Origin of the sequence: Paraburkholderia sp. BL23I1N1 (assembly GCF_003610295.1) — a bacterium.
In the GTDB taxonomy this organism is placed as follows: Bacteria; Pseudomonadota; Gammaproteobacteria; order Burkholderiales; family Burkholderiaceae; genus Paraburkholderia.
Genome location: NZ_RAPV01000002.1, coordinates 12,316 through 38,513 on the forward strand (window position 1 = coordinate 12,316; position 26,198 = coordinate 38,513).

Below are 26,198 nucleotides of genomic sequence, written 5' to 3' on the forward strand. Positions count from 1 at the left end.
AAATAGAGCAAAAGGTGGCTGGACTGGGAGCCGGCCACACACAACGAGAAAATTCTGGAGGCGGTATGAAATGGAGAATCCTTTCGGTGCTCGCTCTTGCAGCACCGTTGCTGGGGGCGTGCGGTGGCGGTGGCGGCAACGGCGATGGACCGGTGACCGAAGTCCGTCTCTGTCCTTCGTCGCTTGACTACAACACGGTGTTCACGGGTGGCGGCGGTGACGGCGAACTAGTCAAGCTGCAGATGGACACGACCAAGATGACCTGGCAAATCAGCTACATCGAGTCGCCGATCCCGGCGACCAACGGCACCGTCGCGCCGACGCGCGCCGGCCAGAGCGCGAGCGGCACGCTGACCCAGGAAACGCTGCTGCCAACCAACAAGCTCAACCAGTGCGCCTTCCGTTTGAACGGCGCCAGCCTTGACCCGAATCGCCCGGCGCGGATTTTCGTCGGCGAAGGCGTGGCGGGCGGCACGATTCCGGGGGCGGAAATCTCCTTCGCCGGGATTCTCGGCGTGGGCGCGGTGCCCGACACCACGTTCCCGTACTACCCGTTCATCGGTTTCTCGTCGATTGAAACGAACCTCGCGAACGTGGCCGGCACGTACAACCAGCTCGGCTACCACCAGGTTCCGTCGCAGAACTTCGCGCCGGTCGCGGTCGATACGAAGATCACGATCGACGCGGACGGCACGTGGACCGAGTGCGACAACTCCGGTGTCAACGCGGGCAAGTGCCAGCAGCCGGGTACGAACTTCGTACAGTCATCCGACGGCAGCGGCGCATTCGAAACCGACAAGTTCCTGGGCCAGGCCAAACCGACGCTCGCCACGACGCCCAAGGCACGCGGCTACATGATCGTCGGCAAGCTGCGCAACCAGGTGGTGCCGATCCTGGTGCGAACCGGCGCGGCGAACTCGTCGGTGACGACGCCGGTGAACGGCGAACTCGGCCCGTATGCGGACGACGAATCGGGCATCTCGATCCTGGCGCCGCAAACCTCGATCGCGGTGAACTCACAAAACGGTGAGTACATCGGTGTGGATAGCCAGTTCGACTATCGCACCACGGCGCTCGAAGGTACGCAGGCCACGCTGCTGGATCCGTTCAATGCATCGCAGGCATCGCTTGCGACGGCGCTGAATCTGGACTTCACGCAGACCGTACCGGGTGTGGTGACGACGACGCACGTGGGCGCCTCGACCGGCACCACGCCGACCGGAAAGATGATCTTCACGGGTGGCGTGTTCGGCTACCTCGATCTGACCAACGCGGCCTCGCCGTACTTCACGATTGGCGCCTTCGTCCAGTAATGGACGCTGCACGCGCCGACATGCAACACGGCGTTCGCGTCCCGGTTGCCGCTCACTGCGATAGCGCAGCGCGGCAGCCGGCGTTCACCGAATATCGAGCGCACCGGCCGGGCAGCGAACCCGCCGTCGCTCGCCGCGCGCGATGAACGCAGCGCGCGCCTCAGGAGGGAGGAGCAACATGAAAAAAATCTTTTTCGCGATACTGGCCATCTGCCTGTCAGCCAGTGCGCACGCACAACACGCGGGCGACAACGTCGCCGTGCTCGGCTGGTTCCATGTCATGCCGCAGGATTCGAGTTCGCCGCTGACCACCAACGTCGCTCCGACGCCGATCAATACACCGCTGCGTCTGCCGAGTTCGTTCACGTCCAGCGGCACATCGCTGTCGACCAATACGGCTAATACCGTTGGCCTCGTATTCAGCCACTACCTCACCGATCACATCGCCGTGTCGACGGTGGCGGGCGTGCCGCCGGTCTTCAAAATCTACGGGCACGGCACGATCAAGCCGCCGGGACCGGCAGGCGCGCTCGGCCAGCAGAATCTGGGCGATCCGCAGGCCAATCCGATCGTGAAGAGCGTGCGCCAGTGGAGCCCGGCGCTGCTGTTCCAGTACTACTTCAATGCGCCGACGGCCAAGTTCAGGCCGTTCGTCGGCATCGGTGTGTCGTATAACTGGTTCTCCGACGTTCAACTGAGCCAGAACTTCGTGACCTCGACGCAGAACAATCTCGGCGCGGTGCTGGCGGCGGGGGCGGGCAAGCCGGGGCAGACGCAGGTGTCGGCGAAGGCGTCGTCGTCGTGGCAGCCGGTGTTCAATGCAGGTCTCGCTTACAACATCACCGACCATTGGGGCCTCGTGGCATCGGTTACGTACATTCCGTTGAAGACCACCTCGTCGGTCATCATCAAGGCGGCGGACGGCACGGAATTGAGCGTTTCGAAGGCGGAACTGAAAGCCGACCCGATCATTTCGTTCCTGGCCGTCTCATACAAGTTCTAGGCTCGGCGCAGACACGACAAAGCCGGCGGCCCCGTGGAAGGGGTCAGCCGGCTTTGTCTTTTCTGGAGCGAGGACGCTGGAATTTCAGGGCAAAAAAAGCCCGCCTAAGTGGGCGGGCTGAATCCATATCAGAGGAGACATGGAGGAGACAGGACGAACTATAGCAAATGATTTGGTGCGTCGCAACATGCAAATTAGGGTTGACCCTCGGCGTTGTACAGATGCAACAAACCTGCCATGCGCAAGCCAGCCGTTCGCCTCGTGGCGCACCAGCGCCATCATCGCGCCGAAGCCGACGAACACACCGCCCGTCAGACGATTGAATATCTTCGCGACGCTGCGGCTCTTCAACCTGGCGCCAATCCGCGTGCCGAAACCGGCGTACACCAGATACCAGCTCACCTCGATCACCGCGAAGGTGGCGACGAGCACGCCAAACTGCGGCAGCTTGGGCTGCGCCGCGTCAATGAACTGCGGCAACAACGCAGCGGCGAACAGAATGGCTTTCGGGTTGCTGCCCGCCACCAGGAAGCCATTGCGAAACAGCGCGAAGCGCGAGCGCGCGGGCCTCGCCGACAATTCGTTGACCGCGCCGGCAACGCCTTCGTCAGCGGGCGCCCGCCACGCCTTGATGCCCAGATAGACGAGGTACGCCGCACCGATCATCCGCAGTGCGTTGAACATTGCCGGCCACGCCTCGAGAAACACGCCGAGGCCCGCCGCGGACACCGCCAGCATCAACACCAGCGCCGACAGGCAGCCGGCCATGGTTGCGCTGGAGCGTCGCAAGCCGTGCTGGGCCCCGTGGGTCATCACTAGCAGCATGTTCGGACCCGGAATCGCGGAAATGACGAAAACAGTGGCGGCGAACAGCCACCAGGTATGCAGACTCATTGGGAACGACGCAGAAAGGGCTCGGGCGGCTATTATGCCCGCGCGCGCCCTGAAGCGCGCCCGCAAACCCCGCTCCCGCTCAGCGCCCTGCCCGCCGCGCCGCCACCTGCCCCAGCACCGCGAAGTCTTTCTCGCCGTCGCCATGCGCCACGGCTTCGATCAGGCTGTCGCGCACCACGCTCGCGATCGGCAACGGCGTGTTGACCGCGTCGGCGGCCGCCAGCGCAAGACGCAAGTCCTTCAATCCGAGGCGCGCCTTGAACAGCGCCGGTTCGTAGCGCTGCTCCGCGATCAGCTTGCCGTAGCCCGAATAGACCGGTCCCGGGAACAGACCGCTCGTGATGACGTCGAGGAAATCCTGGATCGCAAGGCCGTGGCCGGTCACCAGCGTGGCGGCCTCGCCAAGCGTCTCGACCGCCGCGCCCAACATGAAGTTGGCCGCGAGTTTCATCACGTTCGCCTGCTGCGGCAGCGAGCCGATGCGCCAGGTTTTCTGGCCGACGGCGTCGAAAATCGGCTGCACGCGGTCGATCGACTCGGCCGGGCCGCCCGCCACGATCGTCAGCTTGCCGGCCGCCGCGACGTCGGGCCGCCCCATCACCGGCGCGGCGACGTAGTGGACCCCGCGCGAGGCGTGCGCCGTCGCCAGTTCTTCGGCCAGCGCCACCGAAATCGTCGCCATGTTCACGTGGATCAGACCGCGCGGGGCGTGTTCCAGCAGCGACGCGGTGATGACTTCGCGCAGCGCGGTATCGTCGGCGAGCATCGAGAACACGGCGTCGCCAGCAAACGCTTCGGCCGGTGTCGCGACGATCCGCGCGCCTGCGTCGGCGAGCGATTGCGCGCGTTCCGGCGAGCGGTTCCACACGCGCACCTGGTGCCCGGCTTTCAAAATATTTGCAACCATCGCGGCGCCCATCTCGCCGAGACCGATAAAACCGATGTCCATCTGTCGCTCCATCTTCTAAAGAACTGGAAGTAAAGCACACCCATGCGACACGTGCAGGACAGCGCGCAATTAAACACGGTGCGATACTGATGCCATGGTCACCGCGACATTCCGCTTCTATGAGGAGCTGAACGACTTTCTCGCCCGGCCCCTGCGCCGGCGCGCGTTCAGTTACGCCTGCGCGCACGGCGCCACCGCGAAACATATGATCGAAGTACTCGGCGTGCCGCATACCGAGGTCGAACTGATTCTGGTCAACGGCGAGTCGGTCGGTTTCAATCATCCGCTGTCCGACGGCGATCGCATCGCCGTTTATCCGAAGTTTGAAGCGCTCGACATCCAACCGTTATTGCGTGTGCGCAAACGTCCGCTGCGCGTGGTGCGCTTCATTGCGGACGCGCATCTGGGCGGTCTTGCCCCGCTGCTGAGGCTGGCCGGCTTCGATACGCTGTACGACAACCACTTTCCCGACGCCGATATCGAGGCGCTCGCGGCCGCCCAACAGCGCATCGTATTGACACGCGATCGGGAACTATTAAAACGCCGCACCATCACGCATGGCTGCTACGTACGCACGCTGCGGCCGCGCGAGCAATTGCGTGAAGTGTTTGAAAGGCTCGATCTGGCCGGCAGTGCACAGCCGTTCCGTTTGTGCCTGATGTGCAATGCGCCGCTTCGGCGCATTGCGAAGAATGAAGTCGGCAACCGGGCGCCCGATGGCGTGCTGGAACGGCATAACCAGTTCGTCACCTGCGACGTGTGCCAACGCGTATTCTGGGAAGGCACACACTGGCAACGCATGCGTGCGTTGATGGACAGCGTGGCCGGCGCACCGGAACGCCCCGTTTGAACACCGCTCGACGGCTCAGACTCGGCGAGATCTGAGCACCGCGCCAACGCCGCACGGGTACGGAATCACCGCCGCTCGCTCGACGCCCGGCGCGATGCGTACAATGCGGGATTACTTATCTGGCAGAGGCTTTCCGTATGACGATGAAAAAAACCGACCTTGAAAAGAACAAGGCACTCAAGCTGAACAACGCAATGAAGCTGTCGACCGCCGACCGCTTCGGCAAAGCCGCTGCCGCCGACCCGAAGCTCGATCGCCGCGAACAGCGCAAGCTCGACCAGGCGCAGGGCCTCGTCGCTTTTGCCTGCAAGCTGAATGGCGAGTTGGTCGAGGAATTGAAAGAACGGGCCGCCACGCATCCTGAAGGCATGTCCGGACTGCTGAACGAGGTCATCAAGCGCGGCCTCGCGGGCTAAAACGCCGCAAAAGACCGCGCAAGACCGTCGCCCAATACAAAAAGGCCAGAGCACAAGCTCTGGCCTTTTTGCTGGCGACATTTAACCGGCACTACGCTGCACTCGCCGGCTAGCGGCGCGCAGAAGAGAACCGGCAGGGTTCGCCCGACTAAACCAAGCGTGAGCTTAGTTTGCCGTGCCCTTGTCGTTCGTGCCAGCCGCCGAAGCGGCTGCCGAAACCGGAGCGCGCTTACCGTGCGTCTTCAGCTTCTTGACGTGGTGCTTCGGTGCGCTAGCTGCAGCGGCCGGTGCTGCTGCGTCCGATGCCTGTGCGAAAGCTTGAACGGAAACCAGCGCGATCGATGCTGCTGCGAGCGAGACGATAACTTTTTTCATGTGTTGTTCCCCAAACCTGGACGACTGAGTCAATGTGAATGAAATAGCTGCACGGTGAAGCAGGCAGGGCTTGAGGCGCCTTCCCGCTCCCCGCGGGAGAGTATTACGCAGTGTAGGCGGTTTGTCATGCCCAAAACTCGATATGTATTTTCCGGGAGACAGCTGGCTTTCGTCATGCTTTCACTCGTTAAACAGGCCATATTGGGGAGATTACCTAGTCCCGCGTCTAGATGAGGTTTCGCAGCAGACTGGCGGTTTCCTGAAGGGTCGGCAGCACCCGGTGCAGCGCGGCATTCGCCGACTCCTGGCCGATCGGCATGCTCACGCTGATCGCCGCCACGACCGAGCCATGCCGGTCACGCAACGGCACTGCCACGCCACGCATGCCCAATTCCAGTTGTTGATCGGTGACGACATACCCATCGCGGCGGATTTCGCCCAGCACTTCGCGCAAACGCTCGATGGTCGAATACGTATAGGGCGTGAATACCTTGATCAGATAGGACGCCAGCCACCGGTCGATGCTGTCGGACGCCTGGAAGGCCAGCAGGATCAAACCCGCCGACGACAACGGCGCGCTCGCCCGCGAGCCCAGCACGAAACCGACCGCCATCGCCCGGTTCACACCGTTGCGGGCGACATAGACCACGTCGTGTTCGTCGAGAATCGCAACCAGCGCGGTTTCCTGCAGGGTTGCAGTGATGCGCTGAAGAAACGGCTGCACGGTGCGCGGCAAGCGCGCCGAATCCAGATATGACTGACCGAGCCGCAATACGCGCGGCGCAAGCCAGAACAGCTTGCCGTCGGTATCCACATAGCCGAGTTCGCGCAGCGTCAGCAGATAGCGGCGCGCCGCCGTGCGCGAAAGCCCGGCGCGGGCGGCCACCATGGTCGGCGTCATGCGCGCGTGCTCTTCGTCGAATGCTTCGATGATCGCCAGCGCCTTGGCGGCGCCCGCGATCCAGTCTTTCTCGTCCATTGCGTCTGCCTGAAAGTCAGTCGGCCCGGTGAATCAATGATGTCTTGCGTTGTCTGGCCATTGCGCGATTATCGCGCGAGTCGCTCGCTGTACGGGCTGCCGAAGACCTATTTGAGGTCCCAGCGCATCTGCTCGGCGATCCCCACGCCTCGCGAGGTCCGCACACATTCGCTCACGTAGTCCGTAAAGGGCAGCGGCTCGAAACCGATTTCGTCACGCAGACGGCGGTTGTCGAACGTGTAGTCCAGCTCCGCGAAACCGGCGTACAAACGCAGCGCGTGTTCGATCAGACGGCCGCTGCCGCAACGGTCACGGCCCACCACTTCGCGCGCGATCTTGCCGAAGTCGCGCACGCGGCACATCGAATAGCGGCGGCCCGAGGTGCCGGTAGCTTCATCCATGGCGCTGATGATCTGACCGATAGTCGGCGCTTCCGAACCCGCCGACACGTGATACGTATCGAAAGCGAGTGACGGCTTCACCGCCAGCAGCGCAAGTGCGCGCGCGCAGTCGTCGGCGGACACCACGTCGATGCGGTTCATCGCCCGTGCCGTGAAGCGCCGCGCGCCATGCACCACGCGAAATACCCAGAACACGCTCGCCGACGGCAACGTGCCGAGCACCGTATGGCCGACCACGATCGATGGCCGCACCACCACCAGCGGCAGGCGCGGATACGTGCTGCGCAGCAAGCGTTCGACTTCGCGTTTGCTGCGCGTGTACGGCACGAGGTGACGCGTTTCGCCATAGCCGAACGGCGATTCCTGAACGTTCGCGCCGCATTGCGTGCCGCACGCCATCGCCGTGCTCACGTGCAGAAAGCGCCGCAGCGTTTTGCTGCCGACAAAACGCGACGCGAAACGCAAGGTATCGTGCACATTCGTGTCGAGTACTTGCGGATGTGTCGAAAACGACGCAAGCGCCGCGCAATTAATCACGTGCGATACCTCGGCGAGCCGCGCCAGATCGATTTCCGAAAACGCGCTGCCGAGTTCGCCGACCATCACGTTGGCTTCCGTGATTCGTTGGGCGCGGGCATGCGGCAGCCCGCAGCGCACTGCCGACGCGCGCAGCCGCGCGAGCGCATCGGCCACGCTGGCGCCGCGCACCAGACACACCATGCGCTCCACCAGTCCGGTGTTGATCAGCGTCACCAGCAGATTGCCGCCGATAAAACCGGTTGCGCCGGTCAGCATCAGACTGTCGACGCCCATTGCCTTCGCGCGCGCCGACGAGACCAGGCTCTCCTGCCAGGCGTTGGACAGAGGGGTTTGCCATGCAAACATCGCGAGCTCCTTGCAAGGACGTCGGATCGTCGAAACATTGATCCGGACAACCGATCAACAGGCGGGTCGATTAGCGCAACAACACGCGCATCAATAGCGATACGTCAACGCCGTGATCGCGAAGTAGTTGTTCTTCGACTGCACGATCGGGCTGTTCGCCGAGGCGCCGAGCAACCGCGTCACGCCGCCTTCGGTATGCACCGACCAGCGTGGCGAAAACATGTACGTCCAGGCCGCCGACACTTTTGCGCTGTCGAACCCGCCTTTCACCGCATACGGCTGGAAGCGGCTCGCGGCCGCCTGCGCATCGGTGACACCGAAGAAGGTTTGCGTATAGCGGCCGCTGCCGGCATGCACGCTGCCCGTGATGCTGACGTCGTTGTCGACGGATTGCAGTACCGGCACGGTCAGATCGACGTGCCCGCTCGTGCCGTGACTCGTATTCGTAACCGGCTGGTCCAGCGTGATGCTGATGGTCGACGGACCGAACAGATGCGCACCGACCTGTAACGACACCATCACCGAACCAGGAATCCGGCCCATGCCCTTCAGATAGTCGGAACCCGGCAAATCCGCACGATTGCGATCGGTGCGGCCGAAGTCATAGCTGAGCGCCGCCCATGCAAATAGACCATTGGCGAACGTGCGCTTGTAACCGAGCCCGTTCGTCGGGCTCAGAAAGATGCCGTTGCCGAACTCGGCGGCGATCAGCGGGGCAACAAGCGGACGGTAATCGCGGCTGCCCTGATAACGCGGCGCGACACCCCCGGCCAGCGAAAACATATAGAAGTTCTCGGCGTAGGCCATCGACGAGCAGGTCAGGCCAAACAGCGGAATACACAGATAAGTGAGGCGTTTGCGCACGGTCAGGACTTTTTATTTGAGACTGAAGCCGCAGTCTAGGGACGCCGCCTCGCCACGTCTGTCCTGAAGTTGGGGGAATGTGTGCGCAATTGTGTTCAAGTGTTCGCGAATGTTCGCGGCGTATCCGGCACGAGTGCGCGCGGATAGAATCGGTGCCTGATTGTGGAGACTGATCTGAAGGCCCCCCTCGAAACCAGCATGCCGCTGATCGAGGACAACCGAATTCGACAAACCGCCCTTGAAACCTGACACACGCCAACACCTGCGCGCCAATCTGCTGATGCTCATCGCGGCCATGATCTGGGGCTCCGCGTTCGTCGCGCAACGCTTGAGCCTCGATGCGATCGGACCGTTTCTATTTACCGGACTGCGTTTCCTGCTAGGCGCGCTAGTCGTGCTGACCATGATCGTCTGCGTGCGGCGCTCCGCGCTTGCGGAATTGTCGAAGCGCGAACCCGGCGGCGCACGCGAACTGCTCGGCGCCGGCGTGCTGCTCGGCGTCGTGCTGGCCGTGTCGATTTCGTTGCAGCAGATCGGCCTGCAATACACGAAGGTTGCCAACGCCGGCTTCATCAGTTCGTTGTACGTGGTGCTCGTGCCGATGCTCGGCATGCTGTTTCGTCATCGAACGGGATTTGGCACGTGGCTCGGTGCGACGCTCGCCGCGCTCGGGATGTATTTTCTGAGCGTCAACGAACACTTCTCGATCCTGTACGGCGACTGGTACCAGCTGGCCGGTGCATTGGTAATTTCCGTCCAGATGATGCTGGTCGGCCGCTTCGCGCTGCGGCACGACACACTCATGCTGGCGCTCGTGCAGTTCGTGACTTGCGGGCTCGCATGTCTGGCGATCGGCCTCGTGATCGAGCCGGTCAGTCTTGCGGTGATCGAGCGTGCCGCGCCGACGATTCTGTACGGCGGTGCGCTGTCGGTGGGCATTGCTTATACGATTCAGGTGGTTGCGCAAAAGTACGCGGCGCCCTCGCACGCCGCGGTGATCTTCAGTATGGAAGGCGTTTTCGCCGCGCTCGCCGGATGGCTGGTGCTCGGCGAAACACTGTCGGCGCGCGCGCTCTTTGGATGCGCGCTCATGCTCGCCGGTTTGATTGTGTGTCAGGTGATGCCCGCCCCGCGACGCGGGAACGAACGTGATCGCTTGCCTCACGAAGCGTGAGGGCTTAGCCAGTCGCGCGCGCCCACTACCGTTAAGCAGCCCGCGGCTGCGCGAACACCTTGGGTGTATCTGCGGTAGGTGGAAACACACACCAGCAGCCATCGTCGTGACGAAAGAAAAAGAGACCACGCGATCCGGCTTCGACAGAAGTCTCCACGCGCACATAACGCCTGCCGCCCAGACGGGTGCGACTGAATTCGGTGACGTGAACCGGAACGGAGGGCCCCGGCGCCAGCCATTTCTCGACCAGAAATCGCAGCGATTGTTCGCTTGCGGCTCTCATGATCCGCTCCGGGCCGGTTTGTCGTGACTCGCCTCGCGTGCCGCTTCGTTGCTTTCGTCGCTATCGGCGCCCTCGTCGTCACGCTCGGACGCGGCGAGGGATATGGCCCGATTGGTGGCCGCCGCCCGCAGCGTAGTGCAGTGGCTGGCATGTCTGATATCCGAGAGAAGACGGACTAGCTGTCGTGCTGTTCTGCGTTTCATTGCACACCCCCGCACTGCACCAATAACCTCAGAAAACACTTTAACTCTATGCCTGGATCGGGCGTTGCTGAAATGATTTTGACTAAATAGCAACAGTTGCGCTTGCAAAAACTTCGACGCAATCTTTGTACCTTTCAACTTCAATGTGCGCGTGCGGGGGGACTCGGTCTGTACGCTGGCGAGCGCATAACATCGACGAAAAACCCACTCTGCCGCCCGGCGAAACATGGCGGGATGGGCAAGTTATCCACAATTGCCTATGAATAACTTCGGGATAGCGCATCGGACAGCCTGTGTGCGAAATCTTGATAAGACGCGACGCGAGGCAAGCCCCGTCAAAGTTATCCCGGCTTTGTAGTTTTTCTACAGATATGTTCCGCAGGGTTATGGTTTTCGCAAGACCTTGATGTAACCGGGAAATTGAGAGTTATCCACAGACGGGGTTAACCCTTGTTAACTATTACTACATATATATACGGCTGAAGTAAAAGACATAGGATAAGTATCGCTTCGTGATCAGATCGAAGGCTGATCAGGTCTTGACCAGACTGGACCCCACCGGCGACGGCAGATGCTTCACGGCGCTACGCCGGCCCCGCTTGCGGGTTGTGCCGAGGCAGCCTTGTCGATTGCGTCAGGCAGATCGGGAAGCGGCGCGGGAATCGTCGCTTCGACAGGCACCGGCAACATACGCGTCTCGATACGGCTGTTCGCAACCGGCTGCGTACGCACCACGGTTTGCAAATAGTGATCGACGAGGCCGAAGAAACGATCGTAGAACTTGCCCGACGGGATGGTTTCGCTCGAAATCTTGACCATCGCGTCGTTGTTCGAACGGATCGGCAACGACAGCGAACCCAGCACGCTTAGGCCGACGCTCGCCGACGTATCGCTTTTCTTCAGCGCAAAACCGTTTTGCACAGCATTGACATAGACGATGCTCGTATCGCTCGCCTCTTCCCCCGGCGTACACACCACATGAAATTCGACAACGACGTGCGTATCGCCGGTCGGCTGGAAGTTTTTTGTCCCGTCGACGGTATCCGTGCGCGTCATCGTCGTCAGATAGCCTTGGCTCAGGAGCGCGCGGCGCGCGGCCTCGCAGGTATCCGTGGTGCTCGAGTTGAAATTTCGCGCGTAAGGGCTCGCGCCCGTTTCGAACAATTCCTGCTGGAATTTCGGCTGCGGCGCGCTGCTGCACGCGGCAAGTGTCAGCAAGCCGAGAAGCGAAGCGGCAGTGGCTTTGGAAAACGAGGTGGACATGGTCGATCGGAAGAGGCGCGGCGTGAGCTCGAATGGGAAAGCATTGTAGAGCCGTTGCCAGGTGTGCGTAAAAAGCGCGCAGCGCTCGCTCCGCGCCGCCTTACACGACAGACGTGACGACGCAATCCGCGGCTTTGGCGCGGGCGCACGACAAGGGGGAAATAAAAGGAAGCTGCCGCTCAGTGCGGCGTTGCAGGCGATGCGCTTTGCAGTGCCGCCGCGCCGTTCACACTTTTCACGCTGACGGTATCGGCGGCCGGTATCGTGAACGCGTCGGCCCAATTGCCCGGCGCCGCGCAACGGTCGGCCTCGCACAGACTGGCTTGTGCGTCCGGATGCGACGCGACGTCTTTCGGCCCGGCGACGTCGGCGAAATCGTCGACACGCAAGCTCACCTTCTTCGCGTAGGCCTGCGAGCCGCCGTAGCTCTTGAGCGCCGCGCTCAGGTCGCCATTTGCCGATCGCATGTAACCGTAGAGGATCGCCGAGCCCACGTCGATGTTCGTGGTCGGCTCAGTGAGGTCCTTGACGTTCCTCAGCAACCCGCGGTGGGCGCCCGGCACCACCTGCATCAGCCCGGTCGCGCCGTTGGCGCCCTTGGCCTTTTCCTTGAAGCGGGATTCGATCGAGATGATCGCCAGCAGGAGAGCCGGCGGCAGTGAATATTTCGACGCGGCGGACTGCACCGCGTCCGAAATCTTTTGAGCTTTTTCCTTTGCCAGACCGAATTTCTGCGTCAGATACGTGGACATGCGGTCACTGTTTTCGTCGGCCGTTGCGGTTTGCATCAGGCCGAGCGAAAGCACGATCAGGCAAAGTAACCGGCTCATAACGGAGGACGGGGAAAAGAGGGGATTTGCGCATTATAGCTCTGCCCCCAAAAGAGGCACCAACGCGGCCAAAGTTCATCTGAAGAAAGGCGCCGGTTGGTGCGTGCGCGTTTGCTATTTCGACTGCGTCGGTTTCAGTACGTAATCGTCGTTCAGGGTGGCGAGGAAAGCGGCGACGTCGTCGATATCCCGCTCCGACCACACGGGGCGCTCACCTGCTTTGCGCGTGAGCGGCTCGTCGGTCGTATCCACATTCACACGCAACGCAACCGGCAAATCGTTGAATTTGTCGACCTTGCCGTGCGCGTCTTTCGGATACCACTTCGCCGGATTCGTATCGCGCTGCACGTAGAAACGCAGCGCGTCCTTCAGCGTGTGGAAGCGGCCATTGTGGAAGAACACCTGACGCGTCGCCGTGTTCCGCAGCGATACCGACTTGAAGAGTCCACAGTTGCTCCTGTCGCTCGACTGGTCGGTGCGCAACGGTCCGCACAAACCCATATCGAAGTACTTGTGGTCCATGTTCGCACGCAACTCCGGATTGCGCGGTACGCCAAGCGCCTGGAAGTTGAAGTCGGCGAAAAGCGGATGAGAGCCGTCGACACCCGACTGATCGATGTGACACGACGCGCAATTGCCGCCCGCCGGGTTGTCGAACAGTTTTTTGCCTCTCAACTCCTGAGCCGTTAGTTGCAATTTTCCGTCGAGGTAGTAATCGAACTTGCTGGTGTACGGATGAAAGCTCGGGTCTTCGAGCTCGAAGCGCTCGATGGCATACATCGCCAGGGTGAACGCCTTGCTGGGATCGGTGAAGATGTTCTCGCCGAACACGTCCTTGAAGCGCGTCGCGTACAGCGCGTGCTCCAGTTTCGCGAGCACCGCCGCCGGGTCCTTGTTGGCCATCTCGTTCGGATTCAGCAACGGGAAACTCGCCTGATCCTGCAGACGGTTAAAGCGCCCGTCCCAACCGAAGCCTCCAACCGGCGCGTTGTCTGTCTCGCTCAGGCGTTCGGACATGCTGGCCGCCTGCGCATGACTCCACCTCGGCGTGCGGTTCAGCACGTAGCGCAGGCTTGGCACAGCGCGTGTGCCTTGCGAGCGCATATCGGGCCCACCCAACTGCGCGGCCAACCCGTTGGGCGGCCCGTACGCGTGCGACGGGCTATGGCAGCTTGCGCACGACATCTTGCCCGACGCTGAGAGCGACGCATCGAAGAACATCAGCTTGCCGAGCGCCGCCGCATCGCTATAGACAGGCTTCGCATCGGCCGGCGCTCCAGCCTTTATAGATGCCGCCGCCGCTGCCCCGAACGGCAGCAATGCGGCACCGACCAGCACTGCGAGCGCCGCCCATCGCGCGGCGGTGCGCCCGGTGAATCGCGTTGCAAAAACCGGCATCTGATCGCTTACAGGTTCGTGAAGATGTCGTTGCCGAACCCGACCAGACCAGCCTGCCCCGCGTAACCCAGATGGCCCAGCTGGAAGATGTCTTCAATGCTCCTGAGCATCGAGTAGTGGTTGTACTGCACCGTCGACACCGTGCCCGGTTTGATGAACTTCGAGATCATCACCGCACCGGTCTGGTCGCCCCCAAAGCTCTGCTTGGTCAGGTTGATCGTCAAGCCCTTGTACGACAGCGACGAAGTCTGCGGGAACGGCGGCAGATTCGGACCCGGCTGCTGGCTGCAGCAGGTCGCGCCGGAGAAGACCAGATCCTCGCCGGATGCGGACTGCGTGACCGTGGCGTAACTGCTTTCGTCGAAGTTGATGATCAGCAGACCGTCCTTCTGGAACGCCGGCGAGGCCGTGATAATCGGCACCCACTTCTGCAGGAACGTGTTCGCGCTCGTCAGTCCGCCCGGCTGGCCGTTCACGCACGGCGCGTCGTGACCGTCGTCGCACAGGTTCGGCGTGATCAGGTTGAAGTTGGCCGTGGTCGAGATCGATTGCAGGTCCGTTGTGAGCGTGTTCAGGTTCACGACGTTCTGGCCGCAATCCGGCGAATCGATGATCGAGTGGAAGTACATGAACGGGTTGTGACGCGTCGCGTACTGGTCGCCCAGCGGCACGGCCGCGCTCGGCGCTTCGGCCGACTGGGTGAGGTCGGTCGTGTTGAGCGTCGGGTGGCCGCAGGTGGCGGCTTCGCGCGTCGGGTCGTTGCCCATGTCGCCTTCATAGCCCTTCCAGGTGTAGCCGGCGGCCTTCAACTGGTCCGGCAGCGTCTTGATGCTGGCGGGATACACGCAGCCCGAGCCGATCGCCTGACCATCCGAGGTCGTGCCGGTGAGCTTGTAGTCCTGATAGGTGATGCAGTCGTTGTCCGTTTCCGGCGTCGGCGCCTGGCCGCTGAGCATCGAGATGTAGTTGTCGAGGCTCACGTGGCCCGTGCCGTAGTACTGCTGCACCATTGCGCCTTGGGCGGCCAGCGTCTGCGACAGATACGGCGCCTTGCTGTTCGCGCCGAAGCTGGTCGCGTAGTTTTCGTTTTCGAGCGTGATGACGAAGACGTGCCTGATCTGCTGCTGCCCGGTCACACTGATCGACGAAGACGAGCCGCACGCGGCGACGATAACGCCGACTAAGGCCGCGCAAACGACCATGAAGAAAGCACGCAACCCGCTGCGTTGTGACATGTTTTTTTGCCCTCGGGGATTAGAGTTTTATTCGCGGGCAAACTGTATGCAGCACGTATGACGCTCGAGTGAACGACGCCACATTTTCACAATATATCGGTCATTCAACGCAACATATAAGCGTGGCTACGGTGGCGGCGAACCGTCGCCTTCCTGCGCGTAGCGGCGATGCAAGGCTGCCGCCACCTCGGCGAAACGGGCGCGCAACTCGGGCGGCGCCAGCACGTCGGCCTCGGTGCCGAAGCGGAGCAGTTCCGCGCACGCCTGCCTCATCGAGCCGACCGGCACTGTGACCGTACGCCAGCCGTCGGCCGGGTCCGGCTCGCCGATTTTCGCGGCTGAGCGTGCGAAGGGCGTGACAAAGACTTCGAGCATCTGCACGCCCCACGGCGACAGACGCAGCGTTGCTTCGTTCGCGTGCATTTCTTCGGACAGACGTTGGGCGCTGTCTTGCCAGTAAGCCGCCAGATCGAAGGCGGGCGGCCGCTCGAACGTTTCGTCCAGTACGCTCAATTCGAGAATGCGCGAAATGCGATAGATGCGGATGTCCGTGCCGACGCGCCCAACCACATACCAGGCCCCGCTTTTCAGCACGATGCCGAGCGGTTCGATCCGGCGAAACTTTTCGGCTTTCCAGCTCTGATAGCGAATCTGCAACGGATGCTGTTCCCACACCGCGCTGGCAATCAACGGCAGATTCGCGGGCTGATCCACATCGGCGAACCAGGCCGGGGCGTCGAGGTGAAAACGCGAGCGCATGCGCTCCGCGGTCGAGCGCAACTCCACCGGCAGCGCGGCAAGCAACTTGGTTTGCGCTCCGGCCATCACGGCGCCGAGACCAAGTGCCTGCATCGGTCCGGGCAAGCCCGCGAGGAACAGCGACTCCGCTTCCTGCGACGACAGGCCATTCAGACGCGTCCGGTATCCATCAAGCAGACGATAGCCGCCTTCCGCGCCACGTTCGCTCTGGACGGGGACGCCCGCGGCGCTCAAGGCGTCGATGTCGCGATAGATCGTACGCAGCGAGACCGCGCATTCGTCGGCGAGCGACTGCGCGGTCACGCGTCCGCGCGCTTGCAGGGTCATCAGGATGGAAAGGAGGCGGCTGGCTCTCATACAGGCAAGTGTAGTCATACCTGACACAAACTGACAGGTATGGGCGTTTAGGATGAGAGCATCCGGCGCCCGAAGGACGCTGGTTCTTCCAACGAGACGCTCACTCAGAAGGCCGACACCATGACTACCGATCGCACGATCACGCTCTTCCACTCGCCGCAATGCCGCTCAGTCAGCGCACTGACGCTGCTCGAAGAGCTCGGCGCGCCGTATCAGCTGAAGGTGCTGAATATGAAGGCCGGGGAGCAGCGCAAGCCGCCGTATCTCGCGATCAATCCGCTCGGCAAGATTCCGGCGATCCTTCACGGCGACGCGCTGATCACCGAACAGGTCGCCATCTTTATCTATCTGGCCGACCTGTTTCCCGAAGCGGGTCTCGCACCGGCGCTCGACGATCCGTCGCGCGGGCCATATCTGCGATGGCTGGTGTACTACGCTGCATGTTACGAACCGGCGCTGGTCGACAAGGCAATGAAGCGCGACCCCGCTCCGCCCTCCACCTCGCCGTACGGCGATTTCGATTCAATGCTCGGCACAGTGACGAGCCAGTTGCGGGCGTCGCCCTATTTGCTCGGAGACAAGATGTCGGCTGCGGATATCTTGTGGGGCATCGCGTTGCATTGGGGAATGATGTTCAAGCTGGTGCCGGAGACGCCAGTTGTGCTCGAGTATGTCCAGCGCGTCTGCTCACGGCCGAGCTTCGTGAAGGTGAGCGAGCAGGATGTTGCGCTGGCGGCCGCGCATGAGGCGGTGGTCAAAGGCGCCTGATGTTGTCTGGCTGTCTGGTCTGCTGCGGCGACCCAATCTGCGTTATGCAGGCGACGGTCGGCCGGCTGATCGTGTGTCCGATTCAATGCGCCAGGATTTGAGACAATGGGAGCCCGCCGGTGAATGTCTTCCCGCGACAACCGGGCGTGCCCTGGCCTTTCCAGCAGGTACTGGCCCATTGAACAAGAGATGTTTTCAGGTATGAGCAAGACCGCATTCATTCCTAGCGTCCCCGGGGCGTCGGAGGAAGACTTCGAAGTGTCGGCGACGTCGAAACTGGCCGGCTACCGGCGTTTTTATGGCGTGTTGAAAGTGATTCGTACCACCGATGGCCGCGTGCTGTTCCCGTTCGACGGCGCGCCGGAACTCGGACCCTACGCGACCAAGCTGGAAGCCGTCGCGGCGGCGCAGGTGTTTGGCGAGCACATTGTGACCAGCGATTTGGCGCGTCCGGAGTTGTAAGCGCCGGGGCGAGCGCGAGACGGATTCACCTTGGTCCCTTGAAGCAAAAAACGGCCGCCCATAAGTACGGGCGCGATATCAGAACCGACCGCTGATGAAACAACGATGGGCCAGTCGAGAGTCAAGGTCTCCGCTACCGTGCGTGTATTAGCCTAGACCTGACCTGACCTGACCTGACCTGACCTGACAGGTAGTCGGCGTTCGCACGTAAAGCTTGTCAAGTCTGCGGTTTTGTATGCGGCAGGACCTTCAGTTCGAGCAACCATAGCGCTAGTCCAATACACCCGAAAGCGCCCTGCCCCGTCGCTAGCTACAGTACCGACCGGTCGAGAACTGGTGCGACAAACCCTGTAACCAATGCGGCTAACAAGACCATTGTGAACGCCTGGCACGAGGCAACAAGACCTCTTATGTTCGGAAACAGGTCTAGCACCATCAGCGTCACGCCCGGCGCGATAAGCAACATGCCAAACGAGTAAAAGAAGAGCGGTGCGACTGACCAGGGCAAGGCTGCGGCGTGTACCGCATGAAAGGCAATGTTGGCGACACTTGAGGCCATCATGATTGCAAAACCGGCGCCAATCTGTGTACCTTGAGAGACCTTGCCCGCCATTCTCTCGGCACCTAGCGAACCCAGAAAGATGCCCGCGACCAACGGCATAAATTCCCAGGCAAAGCCCTCGGACGTAAGTCCAAGGTGCTTAGTCAGGAACACGGGCGCGGCGGCGACATAAAGGAACAGGCCCGCAAAATTGAACGCAATCGCACCGGCACCTCGCTGGAACGTGGGCGATGCGAATACTCGCCCGTAGTCGTGCAGAAGTCTTTTCGGTTCGAGCGGACGGCGGCTCGCCAATGGCAAGGACTCACCTAGGTACCTGAAGCAGTAAAACAGAAGCAGCGCTGTATAGACGAACAGGAAGACAAAAATTGCGCGCCATTGAAACGCTGTGACAATCCAGCCGCCAAGTACCGGAGCGACCGCTGGCGAGAGGGCAAAAATCATGCTGACAGGTGATAACAGGCGAGCGGCCACCGGTCCCGCATGCACGTCGCGAATGATGGCTCGACCGACTACCGTTCCCGCGCCTGCAGAGACGCCTTGCATTACCCGGAAAGCCCAAAGCCAGCTAAGGTCAGGTGCGGCTGCGCAACCAAGAGACGCTATTGCGAACACGGCAAGCGAGACCAAAATAGCCTTGCGACGACCGAACGCGTCCGATAACGCGCCGTGCCACAGACTCATGATTGCGAAGGCAAACAGATAGGCTGTGAGTGTGAGCTGTAGCTGGTGCGCTCCCACGTTAAACGAACGTTCAATGTGCGAGAACGCTGGCAGATACGCATCGACAGAGAGCGGCCCCAGAAGCGCCAGACCGCCGAGCATCAAGGCAAGGGAACCCGTTTTTGCCTCTGCCATCTGTTTCAGCGCGGCTGGCTCTGTGTGTGTCGCCACGATTTTTCCTTACACGGCAGGAATCGCCATTCCGCGTTGAACCGCAGGGCGTGCGCCGACGCGTGCAAGCCAGTCCTGCAAGTCGGGCTTTGCGGCAATTTGCGCAGAGAGCACGTCAGCCAGGAAGGTATTAGCGGTGAGTACCCACGGATAGGCGGCAATGTCAGCGATTGAGTATGTGTCGCCGCCCAGGTATTGATTCCTGGACAAGGCGGCGTCCATAACTGTCAGCAGGCGGTCCGCTTCGGTGACGAAACGTTGACTGGCCAGCTCCGATTTTTCCTTAGAGAACTTTTCGAAAAAACCGAGTTGACCAAGCATCGGTCCCAATCCGCCGACTTGCCAGTTCAGCCACTCGAGCTGCTTGTAGCGACCGGGGCCCGACGCATCCAGAACCTGGCCGTGCTTTTCTGCCAGATAGGTAAGAATGGCGCCGCTCTCGAACACAGACAGTGAGCTGCCGTCGGGAAGGAGGTCGGTGATTGCCGGGATTTTGTTGTTCGGCGAGATGGCGAGAAACTCGGGGGCGAACTGCGCGTTCTTGCCGAGATTCACCGCATTGACGTCGTAAGCGATGCCGAGTTCTTCCAGCATAATCGAGACCTTTCGCCCGTTGGGCGTGGTCCAGGTGTGTAGCGTAATGATGGGAATCTCAGTGATGGTCCCGTGGGTTCCGGGACGCACGAACGCGTGCCGGAACCCACGCGGAAGGCTTAAATTTGTGCGGTACCGCCATCGACAAACAGTTCGATGCCGTTCACGAAGCTGCTGTCCTCAGATGCGAGGAATGTGACGGCCTTTGCGACTTCGGAGGGTTCGCCCAAACGCCCCATCGGCACTACCGAGGACAGATGTGCGAACAGGCCTTCCCGATGCTCTGCGGGAACGAGCTCACCGAGGCCAGGCGTGCGAACCGGTCCCGGGCTGACTGCGTTTACGCGGATGTTCCGGGGTTTCAGGTCGAGCAACCACGAGCGGGCGAAGTTACGCACCGCGGCCTTGCTTGCGCTGTAGACGCTGAAATTGGCCGTACCCTTCACCGACGTCGTCGACGCCATCAGAATCACCGAGCTACCATCGCGCAGAAGTGGAAGCGCCTTCTGAACGGTGAACAGCACACCCTTGACGTTCACGGAAAAAATCCGGTCGAACTGCTCTTCGGTGATGGAGCCGAGCGGCAGCATGTCGCCGCCGCCGGCGTTCGCCAACAGGACATCGAGGTGACCGGCCTTTGCCGCGATTTCCTGGTACACGCGGTCCAGGTCGTCCAGATTCGAAGCGTCGCCGCGAATGCCCACCGCGGCGTCGCCAATTGCCGCGACCGCTGCGTCGAGTTCTGCCTGCCGGCGGCCGGTGATGAACACCTTCGCGCCTTGCGCCGCGAATTCCTGCGCGGATGCCAGACCAATACCGCTCGTACCGCCAGTTACCAAAGCTACTTTGCCTTCAAGTTTGCGCGTCGTCATGATTGACTCCAGTTCGTTTAGTGAGGCGGTGGTAGGGTTCTACCCGACCGCTGGTGACCACGGAGCTAGCGGTAGCCCTCTACTCGATTGCCGGTGACCATGGGGCTCAATGTACGGTCCGCGAATGATTAGAAAAAGTAGCGAAATGCAAAATATTTATCTACTGTGGTAGATAATGAAGGTGGCTAATCGTCGAGGCCCGAAATCGGCAAGTGCGCAAAGGGGCACTATCTTTGGACCAGTTACTCGCAATCCGGGCGTTCGCCCGTGTGGTAGAAGCCGGCACCTTCACGAAGGCGGCCGACTCGCTGCAGATTCCCTTGGCAACGGTGAGCAAGCTCGTGCGCACCCTCGAAAAGCACCTCGGCGTGAAGCTCCTGCTTCGTACGACGCGACGGGTCACGGTAACCACGGACGGCGCGGCTTACTACGAGAAAACTGCAGCGCTCCTCCAAAGCCTGGAAGACATCGACTCAAGCTTCCAATCCGCGCAAAGCAAGCCGCGCGGTCATCTGCGTGTCGACATCGGCGGCACGTTTGCCCGCCTGGTAGTTATTCCAGCTCTTCCCGACTTTCTCGCGAAATATCCGGACATCAGCATTGACTTCGGAGTCAGCGACCGACAGGTCGACCTGATTAGCGACAACGTCGATTGTGTTATCCGAGGTGGCGAACTTGGCGACCTCTCGCTGGTTGCCAGATTGATTGGCAACGCGCCGCGGGTGACCTGCGCAACCCCCGGCTACCTCGAAAAGCATGGCGTGCCACGCAAACCTCGCGATTTGGAAACTGGCCATTCGATAGTCAATTACATATCGACACGAACCAGTCGACCGACGCCAATGTTCTTCGCTCGCGGCAAAGAGAAAATCGAACTTGCTGTACCCCATGTCATAGGGGTGAACGAAAGCAACGCACACTTTGCGGCGGGTCTGGCGGGCCTCGGGGTTATTCAGACCTTCCTGTACACGGCGCAATCGCATATCGAAGCAGGTGACATCGTGCCGATTCTTGAGGACTGGAGCCCTGCGCCCTATCCGTTCTACGTTGTGTATCCGCCCAATAGATATTTAAGCAACCGATTGAGAGTTTTCATCGACTGGATAGCAGAACACCTGCTCGCATGAACCATCGCACACGCCTCGGAAGCATATAGGCAGTCTCGGTCGGAAATTGATGTCGCGGGCCTGCGCGACGGGTATGGTCGCGCGCGAAGGCTCTCGCGATTCGGAGGCGGTCGGGTCGCTAGTGTGCGGCTTCGATTACGCTCCAGACACGCTCATCGGACTCGCCTGTGAATCGTCTGGCAATAATCGCCCGGCATCTGTCGCAGCGATAATGTTCGAGCGCGAGCGCACCGTTGCATTCCGCCACACCAATCAACGTGATGCCTTCGTGCCTCTCAACACCAACGGGTCGGCCGTCAATGTCGGCGCATCCGTCGCAGATTTCCATGGCGTCTCCGGATTCACATCACCGTCATTGGCAAGCGTTCGCACGCATCGCTCAAAAGAGGCCCGCACGGGGCGGGCCAAGACTGATGCACCCGCAGAGGAGACAACGCGAGCCAAGTCAGTATCCGACTGCGCAGAGCGCCTCGGCAAGTGCGAAAAAATAAACAAAGAGGGTACGAGCATGGCTTCTTTCCGCCTTCAATTCATGCGACTTGGCTGGCGATTCAGTTGGGCAGCAAAGAAAACGCGTGATACGTGCGCGCGTCGAGTGACTTACGGCAACGGTCGAACATAACCAGACTCCGACCAACACAAAACGCAGGCATCGCAGCTATTGGCAGCAGGCGGGCTCCGGCGTATCGGTCTAACGGCTAAGCGTGTGTCGCTTTGTCGCCGGCTAGCGTCAGCTTGCCCGCTGGCTCCCAGAACGGACGTCTGGAATCAGGAAACAGTCGTCACGGCGAACGACACGGCACGGAACAGGTGCCTTGTTCTTCAACCTGGTGCGTCGCCGAGGGTAACGGCTCCTGAAAAGGGCCTATGTGGCGCGCAAAAATGAGCAAAAGACCGTCTTTCGGTCGTTTGCTCAAATTGGCGCGCAACTTGCCTCGTCCCAGTTAGGGTCTTTCCGTCAGCTTCGTGTTCGCCGTCTATTGAGAGGCGGTGCAAACGCTGAATCAATGTTCGTTTTCTTCGGGAGAGTTATCACACAAGCATCCGTTTTTAGCAGTTAGAAAACCGCAGGAGGACACTATGTTTCGGTCCACGCCAGTCATTGCCAGCAAAACCGTAGGCGGCGAAAGAATTCACGCTGAATTTCTCTGCGATACGGGACGGCTACGAATCATCGGCGGCATCACAGTGCAAGCAGAATTGTTTCCGCCGCATTCGTGGTTTGCCATTGCATCTGTCGCGGGATACAGCCGATGGGGCACCCGCCCGGACGAGACGGACTTGCTGCGGCTCATTGATAATTTTGTACGGTTACCGGGACAGTCGACTCTACGAGCAGAACCATGAGTACAGTTAGGCGGTCGCGCGTTTTGCGGCTTCAGGAACGGTACGATGGCGCCGACCGCCCAGCGTAACGCTTCCAATTGACGAGTAACTCGTTGGGGGCATCAGCTCGGACGACGTCGCGCCCGGCTGCGTGAGTGGCGCACCATTGAGACTGACCTCGGGTGGTATTCGTCTGGCATGTGCGACGGGCGCTCCAGTCGTCCACAACGCCAGAAAAGGCTAGTCCGCGAAGCCGGGCCGACGGGGTGAGGCGTATCCGGGTTGTCGTCGGTCCCGCATTTTCACCCCGAGACACCTCACAACGGGAATTGAGCCGGGCGGTCCACGACTGGATGAAAGCAGAGTTGCTGAGGCTCTGATGGCCTCCGCGCAAGGTGGCTTCGCCATATGCCGTTCTCAGGTCGGAAACGGGCGGGTTCCATCACGGGTTGTCAGCAGCAACGCGTCTATTGCGCTCCTTGCGTCTTGACGATGCGAACAGTGCCGACAACCACGCCGAGCGCCCCTGCGGTCGCACCACCCACCAAGGCTACGTGAGCGCCACCTTGCACGGGGGCTGCGGACGCGCGCCAGCAACACCGGCCCCAATTGCGCAGCCCGCGTAGTCCTGCCGACCCCGGACAACTCAGAAAGCATGCGCGATTCCGACTACCACCGCGAGTTGGTTGGCACCGGTCGCGACTGGGGTGGTCGACCCTGTCGCACTTAAAGCAGACTTCGTGCTGTTGATGACGTACGTGACATCCGTGTACAGCGTGGTGCGTTTGGATAACAGGTAGTCTGCGTTGACGCCTGAGCTGATGGCATGCGCCGAAACCGTCCGAAATGAGTGATAGTACGACCCCGCCGAAACTTGAAACGCGGGTGTTATCTTATAGCGAAGGCCTCCAAATGCCATGGTCTGCGGCGGTGACGCCGCGAACGTAGCGGCAATGTCGTTCAGAAGGAGTTCGTAACCAGCGTACAGGGTCGCATTGCCGATAGTCCACGAACCGCCCGCGAGATATCTCTGCTCGCTGTCGCCGGACGAGGCAACACTCGTCCCTTGGCGTTGCTCATAAACGAAGGTCAGGTTAAATGGACCCTGGCGATACCGGCCACCAATATCAAATTGCTTGCCGACTCGGAACTCTCCCGGCACCTGGCCACCATTCGCAATCGTCGAATCGTAGCCAAAACTGTAGAGCGCGTTCAGCTCGAAAGGACCGGCGTGCCCCAGATACTCGAGCGCGTTATCGGCCCGTCCAACAAACTGCGCATCCTGGGCCGACAAGCCATAGCTGGAGTAATTGAGAGGGTCGAGAGCCAGGAAGAAGCGGTACATAGGCGTCATCTGCCGGCCAGCCATCACCGCACCGAACTTATCGCTCTCCAGGCCAACGAACGCCTGGCGGCCAAAAAACCGACCTCCCTGCTGCAGGGTACCGTTATTGGTTGCGAAGCCCGATTCGAGCGTGAATATCGAGCGCAGACCTGCCCCAAGGTCGTCCTTGCCAGTAAAACCCCACCGAGAATTGATGCGATTGCCGGTGTTAACACGAAACAGGCTACCGGAGCCGTGCTTGGCTGCATGGGTGACGTACTCGACGCCAGAGTCAAGAATGCCGTAGAGCGTTACCGAGGACTGAGCGTGAGCTGCAATAGTTGCCGACGAAAATATCGTAGCAGCGAGCACTATCCTCAACAGTGGCGTACCGTGATTCGATTTCAAGCTAGTCTCCTTATTATGAGTAGTTGTACTGACGTAATATTATGGCGATACGCATCGACAATTTTTCTATTTGCATCCGACCGTGCGGACCGAATTAAACCTGTGCGATGCGTTTGCTCACGAACAGCATCGCTACAAGACCGACGACTGGCCCGATGGCAAGCGTAAGAACGGCAAGCACGATTGAATGCGTCCCGCCATAGACGTGTCCGACAGCCAGAGGTGACACAGCGCTACCCATTTGCCAAATGGCGTTCGTCCAACCAGCGCTTGCTCCAGCCAGACGTTTTCCGGATGCGTCGCTCACCTGTGCCATGAGCACCGGTAGGTAACCATATGAAAACGCGCCAAGAACAGGAGCGACGATATAAAACTGCGTGACAGTCGAGCAAATGCCGAACACCACAAGAGTAATGGCAAACGCGACCAGAACCAGAATGGACATGAGTCGACGCGAGATTCCCGGCATGTCGGAAATCCAACCGAGCGTGGGTTTCGCAATGACTGCGCCGATGCCGAAAGACGCGATAATCGACCCGGCCACGACGGGAGAAATGCCGTATTGCCGTGTCATCAGTGCATTTCCCCATGCGCCGAAGCCAACAGTCGCCCAGAGACCGCCGCAACCAGCAATGGAAAGAAATATCAGATTGCGATTGCGCAAGAGACTAAGCATCTCGTTCGCACTGTTGCGAGCCGGAGCTCGTTCGCCAACCGGGCGATTCTTGAGAAACAGAAGGGAGACGATGCCCCAGGCGAACGTGGCAATGCCGAGCATGCGAAACGCGCTGGCCCAGCCGTACTGCGCGGAAATGGTGGGCACGATTGCATTGGCGAGGACCACGGCGAGCGATGTTGCCGTCGTGTAAATGCCCATCGCTCGACCCCGGTCTCGCGTGAACCACGCAGGAATCACCTTCATCCCGGCCGAATAGTCAGCTCCGGCTGCAAAGCCCATTGCCAGTTGAATCAGAATGCCCACCGTCAACGAGGTCGTCTCGCCAAAAAAGAATGTAAAGACACCCAGCGGAAGCAAGGCGAGAGTCATCATGGCCCGACCGCCGAGAAAATCGGTCAGCATGCCTCCGATGATGTTTGCAACCACGTATCCCGCATAGAACGCCGTAACAAAGGCACCAAGAAGCGACACCTTGATACCGAGCGATGCGCCAACAGGCGCTGCGACCGTGCTCCATGCGACGCGGTCGACGTAGCTGAGAAGAAATGCTGCCCACACGATAAACAGAGCAACCCAGCGGTAGGGGCTCGCCGCTGTTACATCGACGCTTGACGCGGTCCAGTCCGCGCCCGATACGTCACTCGATGACGTCAGGTTTTTTCCCACGACTCCTCCATGCAGGGCGTGCGTACGCCGCCCTTATTCTTCTTCCGTTTTGACATCCGGCACTTAAGGCGCGCCGGGCGCGTGT

26 protein-coding genes and 1 pseudogene are annotated in these 26,198 nt (G+C 60.7%); 9 read left to right on the plus strand and 18 right to left on the minus strand.

Features of this window, described 5'->3' with window-relative positions; genetic code table 11:
• The first annotated feature begins 65 nt into the window (after positions 1-65).
• Positions 66-1,313, plus strand: a complete 1,248-nt coding sequence (locus B0G76_RS32580; protein ID WP_120296962.1) for a DUF2957 domain-containing protein — start codon at positions 66-68, stop codon at positions 1,311-1,313.
• A 178-nt stretch (positions 1,314-1,491) separates the two neighbouring features.
• Positions 1,492-2,316: an OmpW family protein gene (locus B0G76_RS32585; protein ID WP_120296963.1), complete on the plus strand. Its 825-nt coding sequence runs from the start codon at positions 1,492-1,494 to the stop codon at positions 2,314-2,316.
• A 261-nt stretch (positions 2,317-2,577) separates the two neighbouring features.
• On the opposite strand, the pseudogene B0G76_RS32590 reads toward B0G76_RS32585, so the two are convergent.
• Both B0G76_RS32590 and B0G76_RS32595 read right to left on the minus strand, forming a co-directional pair.
• A pseudogene (locus B0G76_RS32590) lies at positions 2,578-3,210 on the minus strand (LysE family translocator); the annotation flags it as partial.
• Between the two features lie 79 nt (positions 3,211-3,289).
• Positions 3,290-4,159: an NAD(P)-dependent oxidoreductase gene (locus tag B0G76_RS32595; protein WP_120296964.1), complete on the minus strand. Its 870-nt coding sequence runs from the start codon at positions 4,157-4,159 to the stop codon at positions 3,290-3,292.
• 94 nt (positions 4,160-4,253) lie between these two features.
• Between B0G76_RS32595 and B0G76_RS32600 the strand changes: the two genes are divergently transcribed.
• Positions 4,254-5,009 (plus strand): Mut7-C RNAse domain-containing protein, encoded by a 756-nt coding sequence (locus tag B0G76_RS32600; RefSeq protein ID WP_120296965.1) that lies wholly within the window; start codon positions 4,254-4,256, stop codon positions 5,007-5,009.
• Between the two features lie 137 nt (positions 5,010-5,146).
• Positions 5,147-5,425, plus strand: a complete 279-nt coding sequence (locus tag B0G76_RS32605; RefSeq protein ID WP_120296966.1) for a hypothetical protein — start codon at positions 5,147-5,149, stop codon at positions 5,423-5,425.
• A 165-nt stretch (positions 5,426-5,590) separates the two neighbouring features.
• Here B0G76_RS32605 and B0G76_RS32610 read toward each other — a convergent pair whose 3' ends face one another.
• The 4 genes from B0G76_RS32610 to B0G76_RS32625 form a co-directional block, all read right to left on the minus strand.
• Positions 5,591-5,800, minus strand: coding sequence for a hypothetical protein (locus tag B0G76_RS32610; protein ID WP_120296967.1), 210 nt, complete (start codon positions 5,798-5,800; stop codon positions 5,591-5,593).
• Between the two features lie 226 nt (positions 5,801-6,026).
• Entirely contained in the window at positions 6,027-6,779 is a 753-nt protein-coding gene (locus tag B0G76_RS32615; RefSeq protein WP_120296968.1) for an IclR family transcriptional regulator C-terminal domain-containing protein, read from the minus strand.
• Between the two features lie 107 nt (positions 6,780-6,886).
• On the minus strand, positions 6,887-8,065 hold the full coding sequence (locus tag B0G76_RS32620; RefSeq protein WP_120296969.1) for an SDR family oxidoreductase: 1,179 nt from the start codon (positions 8,063-8,065) through the stop codon (positions 6,887-6,889).
• 90 nt (positions 8,066-8,155) lie between these two features.
• Positions 8,156-8,902 (minus strand): MipA/OmpV family protein, encoded by a 747-nt coding sequence (locus tag B0G76_RS32625; protein ID WP_183082305.1) that lies wholly within the window; start codon positions 8,900-8,902, stop codon positions 8,156-8,158.
• 265 nt (positions 8,903-9,167) lie between these two features.
• Here B0G76_RS32625 and B0G76_RS32630 point away from each other — a divergent pair, with 265 nt between their 5' ends.
• The gene (locus B0G76_RS32630; protein WP_120296971.1) at positions 9,168-10,103 is read left to right on the plus strand and encodes a DMT family transporter; all 936 of its coding nucleotides are present in this window, start codon (positions 9,168-9,170) and stop codon (positions 10,101-10,103) included.
• 31 nt (positions 10,104-10,134) lie between these two features.
• Here the strand turns inward: B0G76_RS32630 and B0G76_RS32635 are convergent, their stop codons facing one another.
• The 6 genes from B0G76_RS32635 to B0G76_RS32665 all read right to left on the minus strand — a co-directional run bounded on the left by B0G76_RS32635 (position 10,135) and on the right by B0G76_RS32665 (position 16,449).
• A complete protein-coding gene (locus B0G76_RS32635; protein WP_120296972.1) occupies positions 10,135-10,386 on the minus strand; it encodes a hypothetical protein in 252 nt (83 codons plus the stop codon).
• Positions 10,387-11,165: 779 nt separating this feature from the next.
• The gene (locus B0G76_RS32645) at positions 11,166-11,852 is read right to left on the minus strand and encodes a DUF2242 domain-containing protein (RefSeq protein WP_120296973.1); all 687 of its coding nucleotides are present in this window, start codon (positions 11,850-11,852) and stop codon (positions 11,166-11,168) included.
• Positions 11,853-12,031: 179 nt separating this feature from the next.
• Positions 12,032-12,682, minus strand: coding sequence for a lytic transglycosylase domain-containing protein (locus B0G76_RS32650; protein WP_120296974.1), 651 nt, complete (start codon positions 12,680-12,682; stop codon positions 12,032-12,034).
• Between the two features lie 114 nt (positions 12,683-12,796).
• Positions 12,797-14,080, minus strand: a complete 1,284-nt coding sequence (locus B0G76_RS32655; protein ID WP_120296975.1) for a cytochrome-c peroxidase — start codon at positions 14,078-14,080, stop codon at positions 12,797-12,799.
• A gap of 8 nt (positions 14,081-14,088) precedes the next feature.
• Positions 14,089-15,315, minus strand: coding sequence for an alkaline phosphatase family protein (locus tag B0G76_RS32660; protein ID WP_120296976.1), 1,227 nt, complete (start codon positions 15,313-15,315; stop codon positions 14,089-14,091).
• 126 nt (positions 15,316-15,441) lie between these two features.
• Positions 15,442-16,449 carry a YafY family protein gene (locus B0G76_RS32665; RefSeq protein WP_259460896.1) on the minus strand — a complete coding sequence of 336 codons (1,008 nt, stop codon included), beginning with the start codon at positions 16,447-16,449 and terminating at the stop codon, positions 15,442-15,444.
• Positions 16,450-16,551: 102 nt separating this feature from the next.
• Between B0G76_RS32665 and B0G76_RS32670 the strand changes: the two genes are divergently transcribed.
• Together B0G76_RS32670 and B0G76_RS32675 are read left to right on the plus strand one after the other, a co-directional pair.
• Positions 16,552-17,199, plus strand: a complete 648-nt coding sequence (locus B0G76_RS32670; RefSeq protein WP_120296978.1) for a glutathione S-transferase family protein — start codon at positions 16,552-16,554, stop codon at positions 17,197-17,199.
• Between the two features lie 201 nt (positions 17,200-17,400).
• Entirely contained in the window at positions 17,401-17,661 is a 261-nt protein-coding gene (locus B0G76_RS32675; protein ID WP_120296979.1) for a DUF6723 family protein, read from the plus strand.
• 310 nt (positions 17,662-17,971) lie between these two features.
• On the opposite strand, the gene B0G76_RS32680 is transcribed toward B0G76_RS32675, so the two are convergent.
• From B0G76_RS32680 to B0G76_RS32690, 3 genes are read right to left on the minus strand one after another with little or no spacing between them, the layout of a single operon-like run.
• On the minus strand, positions 17,972-19,117 hold the full coding sequence (locus tag B0G76_RS32680; RefSeq protein ID WP_259460897.1) for a multidrug effflux MFS transporter: 1,146 nt from the start codon (positions 19,115-19,117) through the stop codon (positions 17,972-17,974).
• Positions 19,118-19,126: 9 nt separating this feature from the next.
• Positions 19,127-19,801 (minus strand): glutathione S-transferase family protein, encoded by a 675-nt coding sequence (locus B0G76_RS32685; RefSeq protein ID WP_259460898.1) that lies wholly within the window; start codon positions 19,799-19,801, stop codon positions 19,127-19,129.
• 29 nt (positions 19,802-19,830) lie between these two features.
• Positions 19,831-20,583, minus strand: coding sequence for an SDR family NAD(P)-dependent oxidoreductase (locus B0G76_RS32690; protein WP_120296980.1), 753 nt, complete (start codon positions 20,581-20,583; stop codon positions 19,831-19,833).
• A gap of 233 nt (positions 20,584-20,816) precedes the next feature.
• Between B0G76_RS32690 and B0G76_RS32695 the strand changes: the two genes are divergently transcribed.
• Positions 20,817-21,710: a LysR family transcriptional regulator gene (locus B0G76_RS32695; protein ID WP_120296981.1), complete on the plus strand. Its 894-nt coding sequence runs from the start codon at positions 20,817-20,819 to the stop codon at positions 21,708-21,710.
• A gap of 118 nt (positions 21,711-21,828) precedes the next feature.
• Here the strand turns inward: B0G76_RS32695 and B0G76_RS32700 are convergent, their stop codons facing one another.
• A complete protein-coding gene (locus B0G76_RS32700) occupies positions 21,829-22,038 on the minus strand; it encodes a hypothetical protein (protein WP_120296982.1) in 210 nt (69 codons plus the stop codon).
• A 662-nt stretch (positions 22,039-22,700) separates the two neighbouring features.
• Here B0G76_RS32700 and B0G76_RS32705 point away from each other — a divergent pair.
• Positions 22,701-23,057: a hypothetical protein gene (locus B0G76_RS32705; RefSeq protein WP_259460899.1), complete on the plus strand. Its 357-nt coding sequence runs from the start codon at positions 22,701-22,703 to the stop codon at positions 23,055-23,057.
• 625 nt (positions 23,058-23,682) lie between these two features.
• Here the strand turns inward: B0G76_RS32705 and B0G76_RS32715 are convergent.
• Both B0G76_RS32715 and B0G76_RS32720 read right to left on the minus strand, forming a co-directional pair.
• Positions 23,683-24,768, minus strand: coding sequence for a porin (locus tag B0G76_RS32715; RefSeq protein WP_120296984.1), 1,086 nt, complete (start codon positions 24,766-24,768; stop codon positions 23,683-23,685).
• A 94-nt stretch (positions 24,769-24,862) separates the two neighbouring features.
• Positions 24,863-26,113, minus strand: coding sequence for a nitrate/nitrite transporter (locus B0G76_RS32720; RefSeq protein WP_120296985.1), 1,251 nt, complete (start codon positions 26,111-26,113; stop codon positions 24,863-24,865).
• Between the last annotated feature and the right edge of the window lie 85 nt (positions 26,114-26,198).

Bases quoted from the DNA above. Each gene is read 5' to 3' on its own strand.
- B0G76_RS32580 (WP_120296962.1), top strand. From the start codon at position 66: ATGAAATGGAGAATCCTTTCGGTGCTCGCTCTTGCAGCACCGTTGCTG.
- B0G76_RS32645 (WP_120296973.1), bottom strand. From the start codon at position 11,852: ATGTCCACCTCGTTTTCCAAAGCCACTGCCGCTTCGCTTCTCGGCTTG.
- B0G76_RS32660 (WP_120296976.1), bottom strand. From the start codon at position 15,315: ATGTCACAACGCAGCGGGTTGCGTGCTTTCTTCATGGTCGTTTGCGCG.
- B0G76_RS32665 (WP_259460896.1), bottom strand. From the start codon at position 16,449: ATGACTACACTTGCCTGTATGAGAGCCAGCCGCCTCCTTTCCATCCTG.
- B0G76_RS32620 (WP_120296969.1), bottom strand. From the start codon at position 8,065: ATGTTTGCATGGCAAACCCCTCTGTCCAACGCCTGGCAGGAGAGCCTG.
- B0G76_RS32615 (WP_120296968.1), bottom strand. From the start codon at position 6,779: ATGGACGAGAAAGACTGGATCGCGGGCGCCGCCAAGGCGCTGGCGATC.
- B0G76_RS32700 (WP_120296982.1), bottom strand. From the start codon at position 22,038: ATGGAAATCTGCGACGGATGCGCCGACATTGACGGCCGACCCGTTGGT.
- B0G76_RS32670 (WP_120296978.1), top strand. From the start codon at position 16,552: ATGACTACCGATCGCACGATCACGCTCTTCCACTCGCCGCAATGCCGC.
- B0G76_RS32690 (WP_120296980.1), bottom strand. From the start codon at position 20,583: ATGACGACGCGCAAACTTGAAGGCAAAGTAGCTTTGGTAACTGGCGGT.
- B0G76_RS32610 (WP_120296967.1), bottom strand. From the start codon at position 5,800: ATGAAAAAAGTTATCGTCTCGCTCGCAGCAGCATCGATCGCGCTGGTT.
- B0G76_RS32675 (WP_120296979.1), top strand. From the start codon at position 17,401: ATGAGCAAGACCGCATTCATTCCTAGCGTCCCCGGGGCGTCGGAGGAA.
- B0G76_RS32655 (WP_120296975.1), bottom strand. From the start codon at position 14,080: ATGCCGGTTTTTGCAACGCGATTCACCGGGCGCACCGCCGCGCGATGG.
- B0G76_RS32595 (WP_120296964.1), bottom strand. From the start codon at position 4,159: ATGGACATCGGTTTTATCGGTCTCGGCGAGATGGGCGCCGCGATGGTT.
- B0G76_RS32605 (WP_120296966.1), top strand. From the start codon at position 5,147: ATGACGATGAAAAAAACCGACCTTGAAAAGAACAAGGCACTCAAGCTG.
- B0G76_RS32650 (WP_120296974.1), bottom strand. From the start codon at position 12,682: ATGAGCCGGTTACTTTGCCTGATCGTGCTTTCGCTCGGCCTGATGCAA.
- B0G76_RS32585 (WP_120296963.1), top strand. From the start codon at position 1,492: ATGAAAAAAATCTTTTTCGCGATACTGGCCATCTGCCTGTCAGCCAGT.
- B0G76_RS32635 (WP_120296972.1), bottom strand. From the start codon at position 10,386: ATGAGAGCCGCAAGCGAACAATCGCTGCGATTTCTGGTCGAGAAATGG.
- B0G76_RS32600 (WP_120296965.1), top strand. From the start codon at position 4,254: ATGGTCACCGCGACATTCCGCTTCTATGAGGAGCTGAACGACTTTCTC.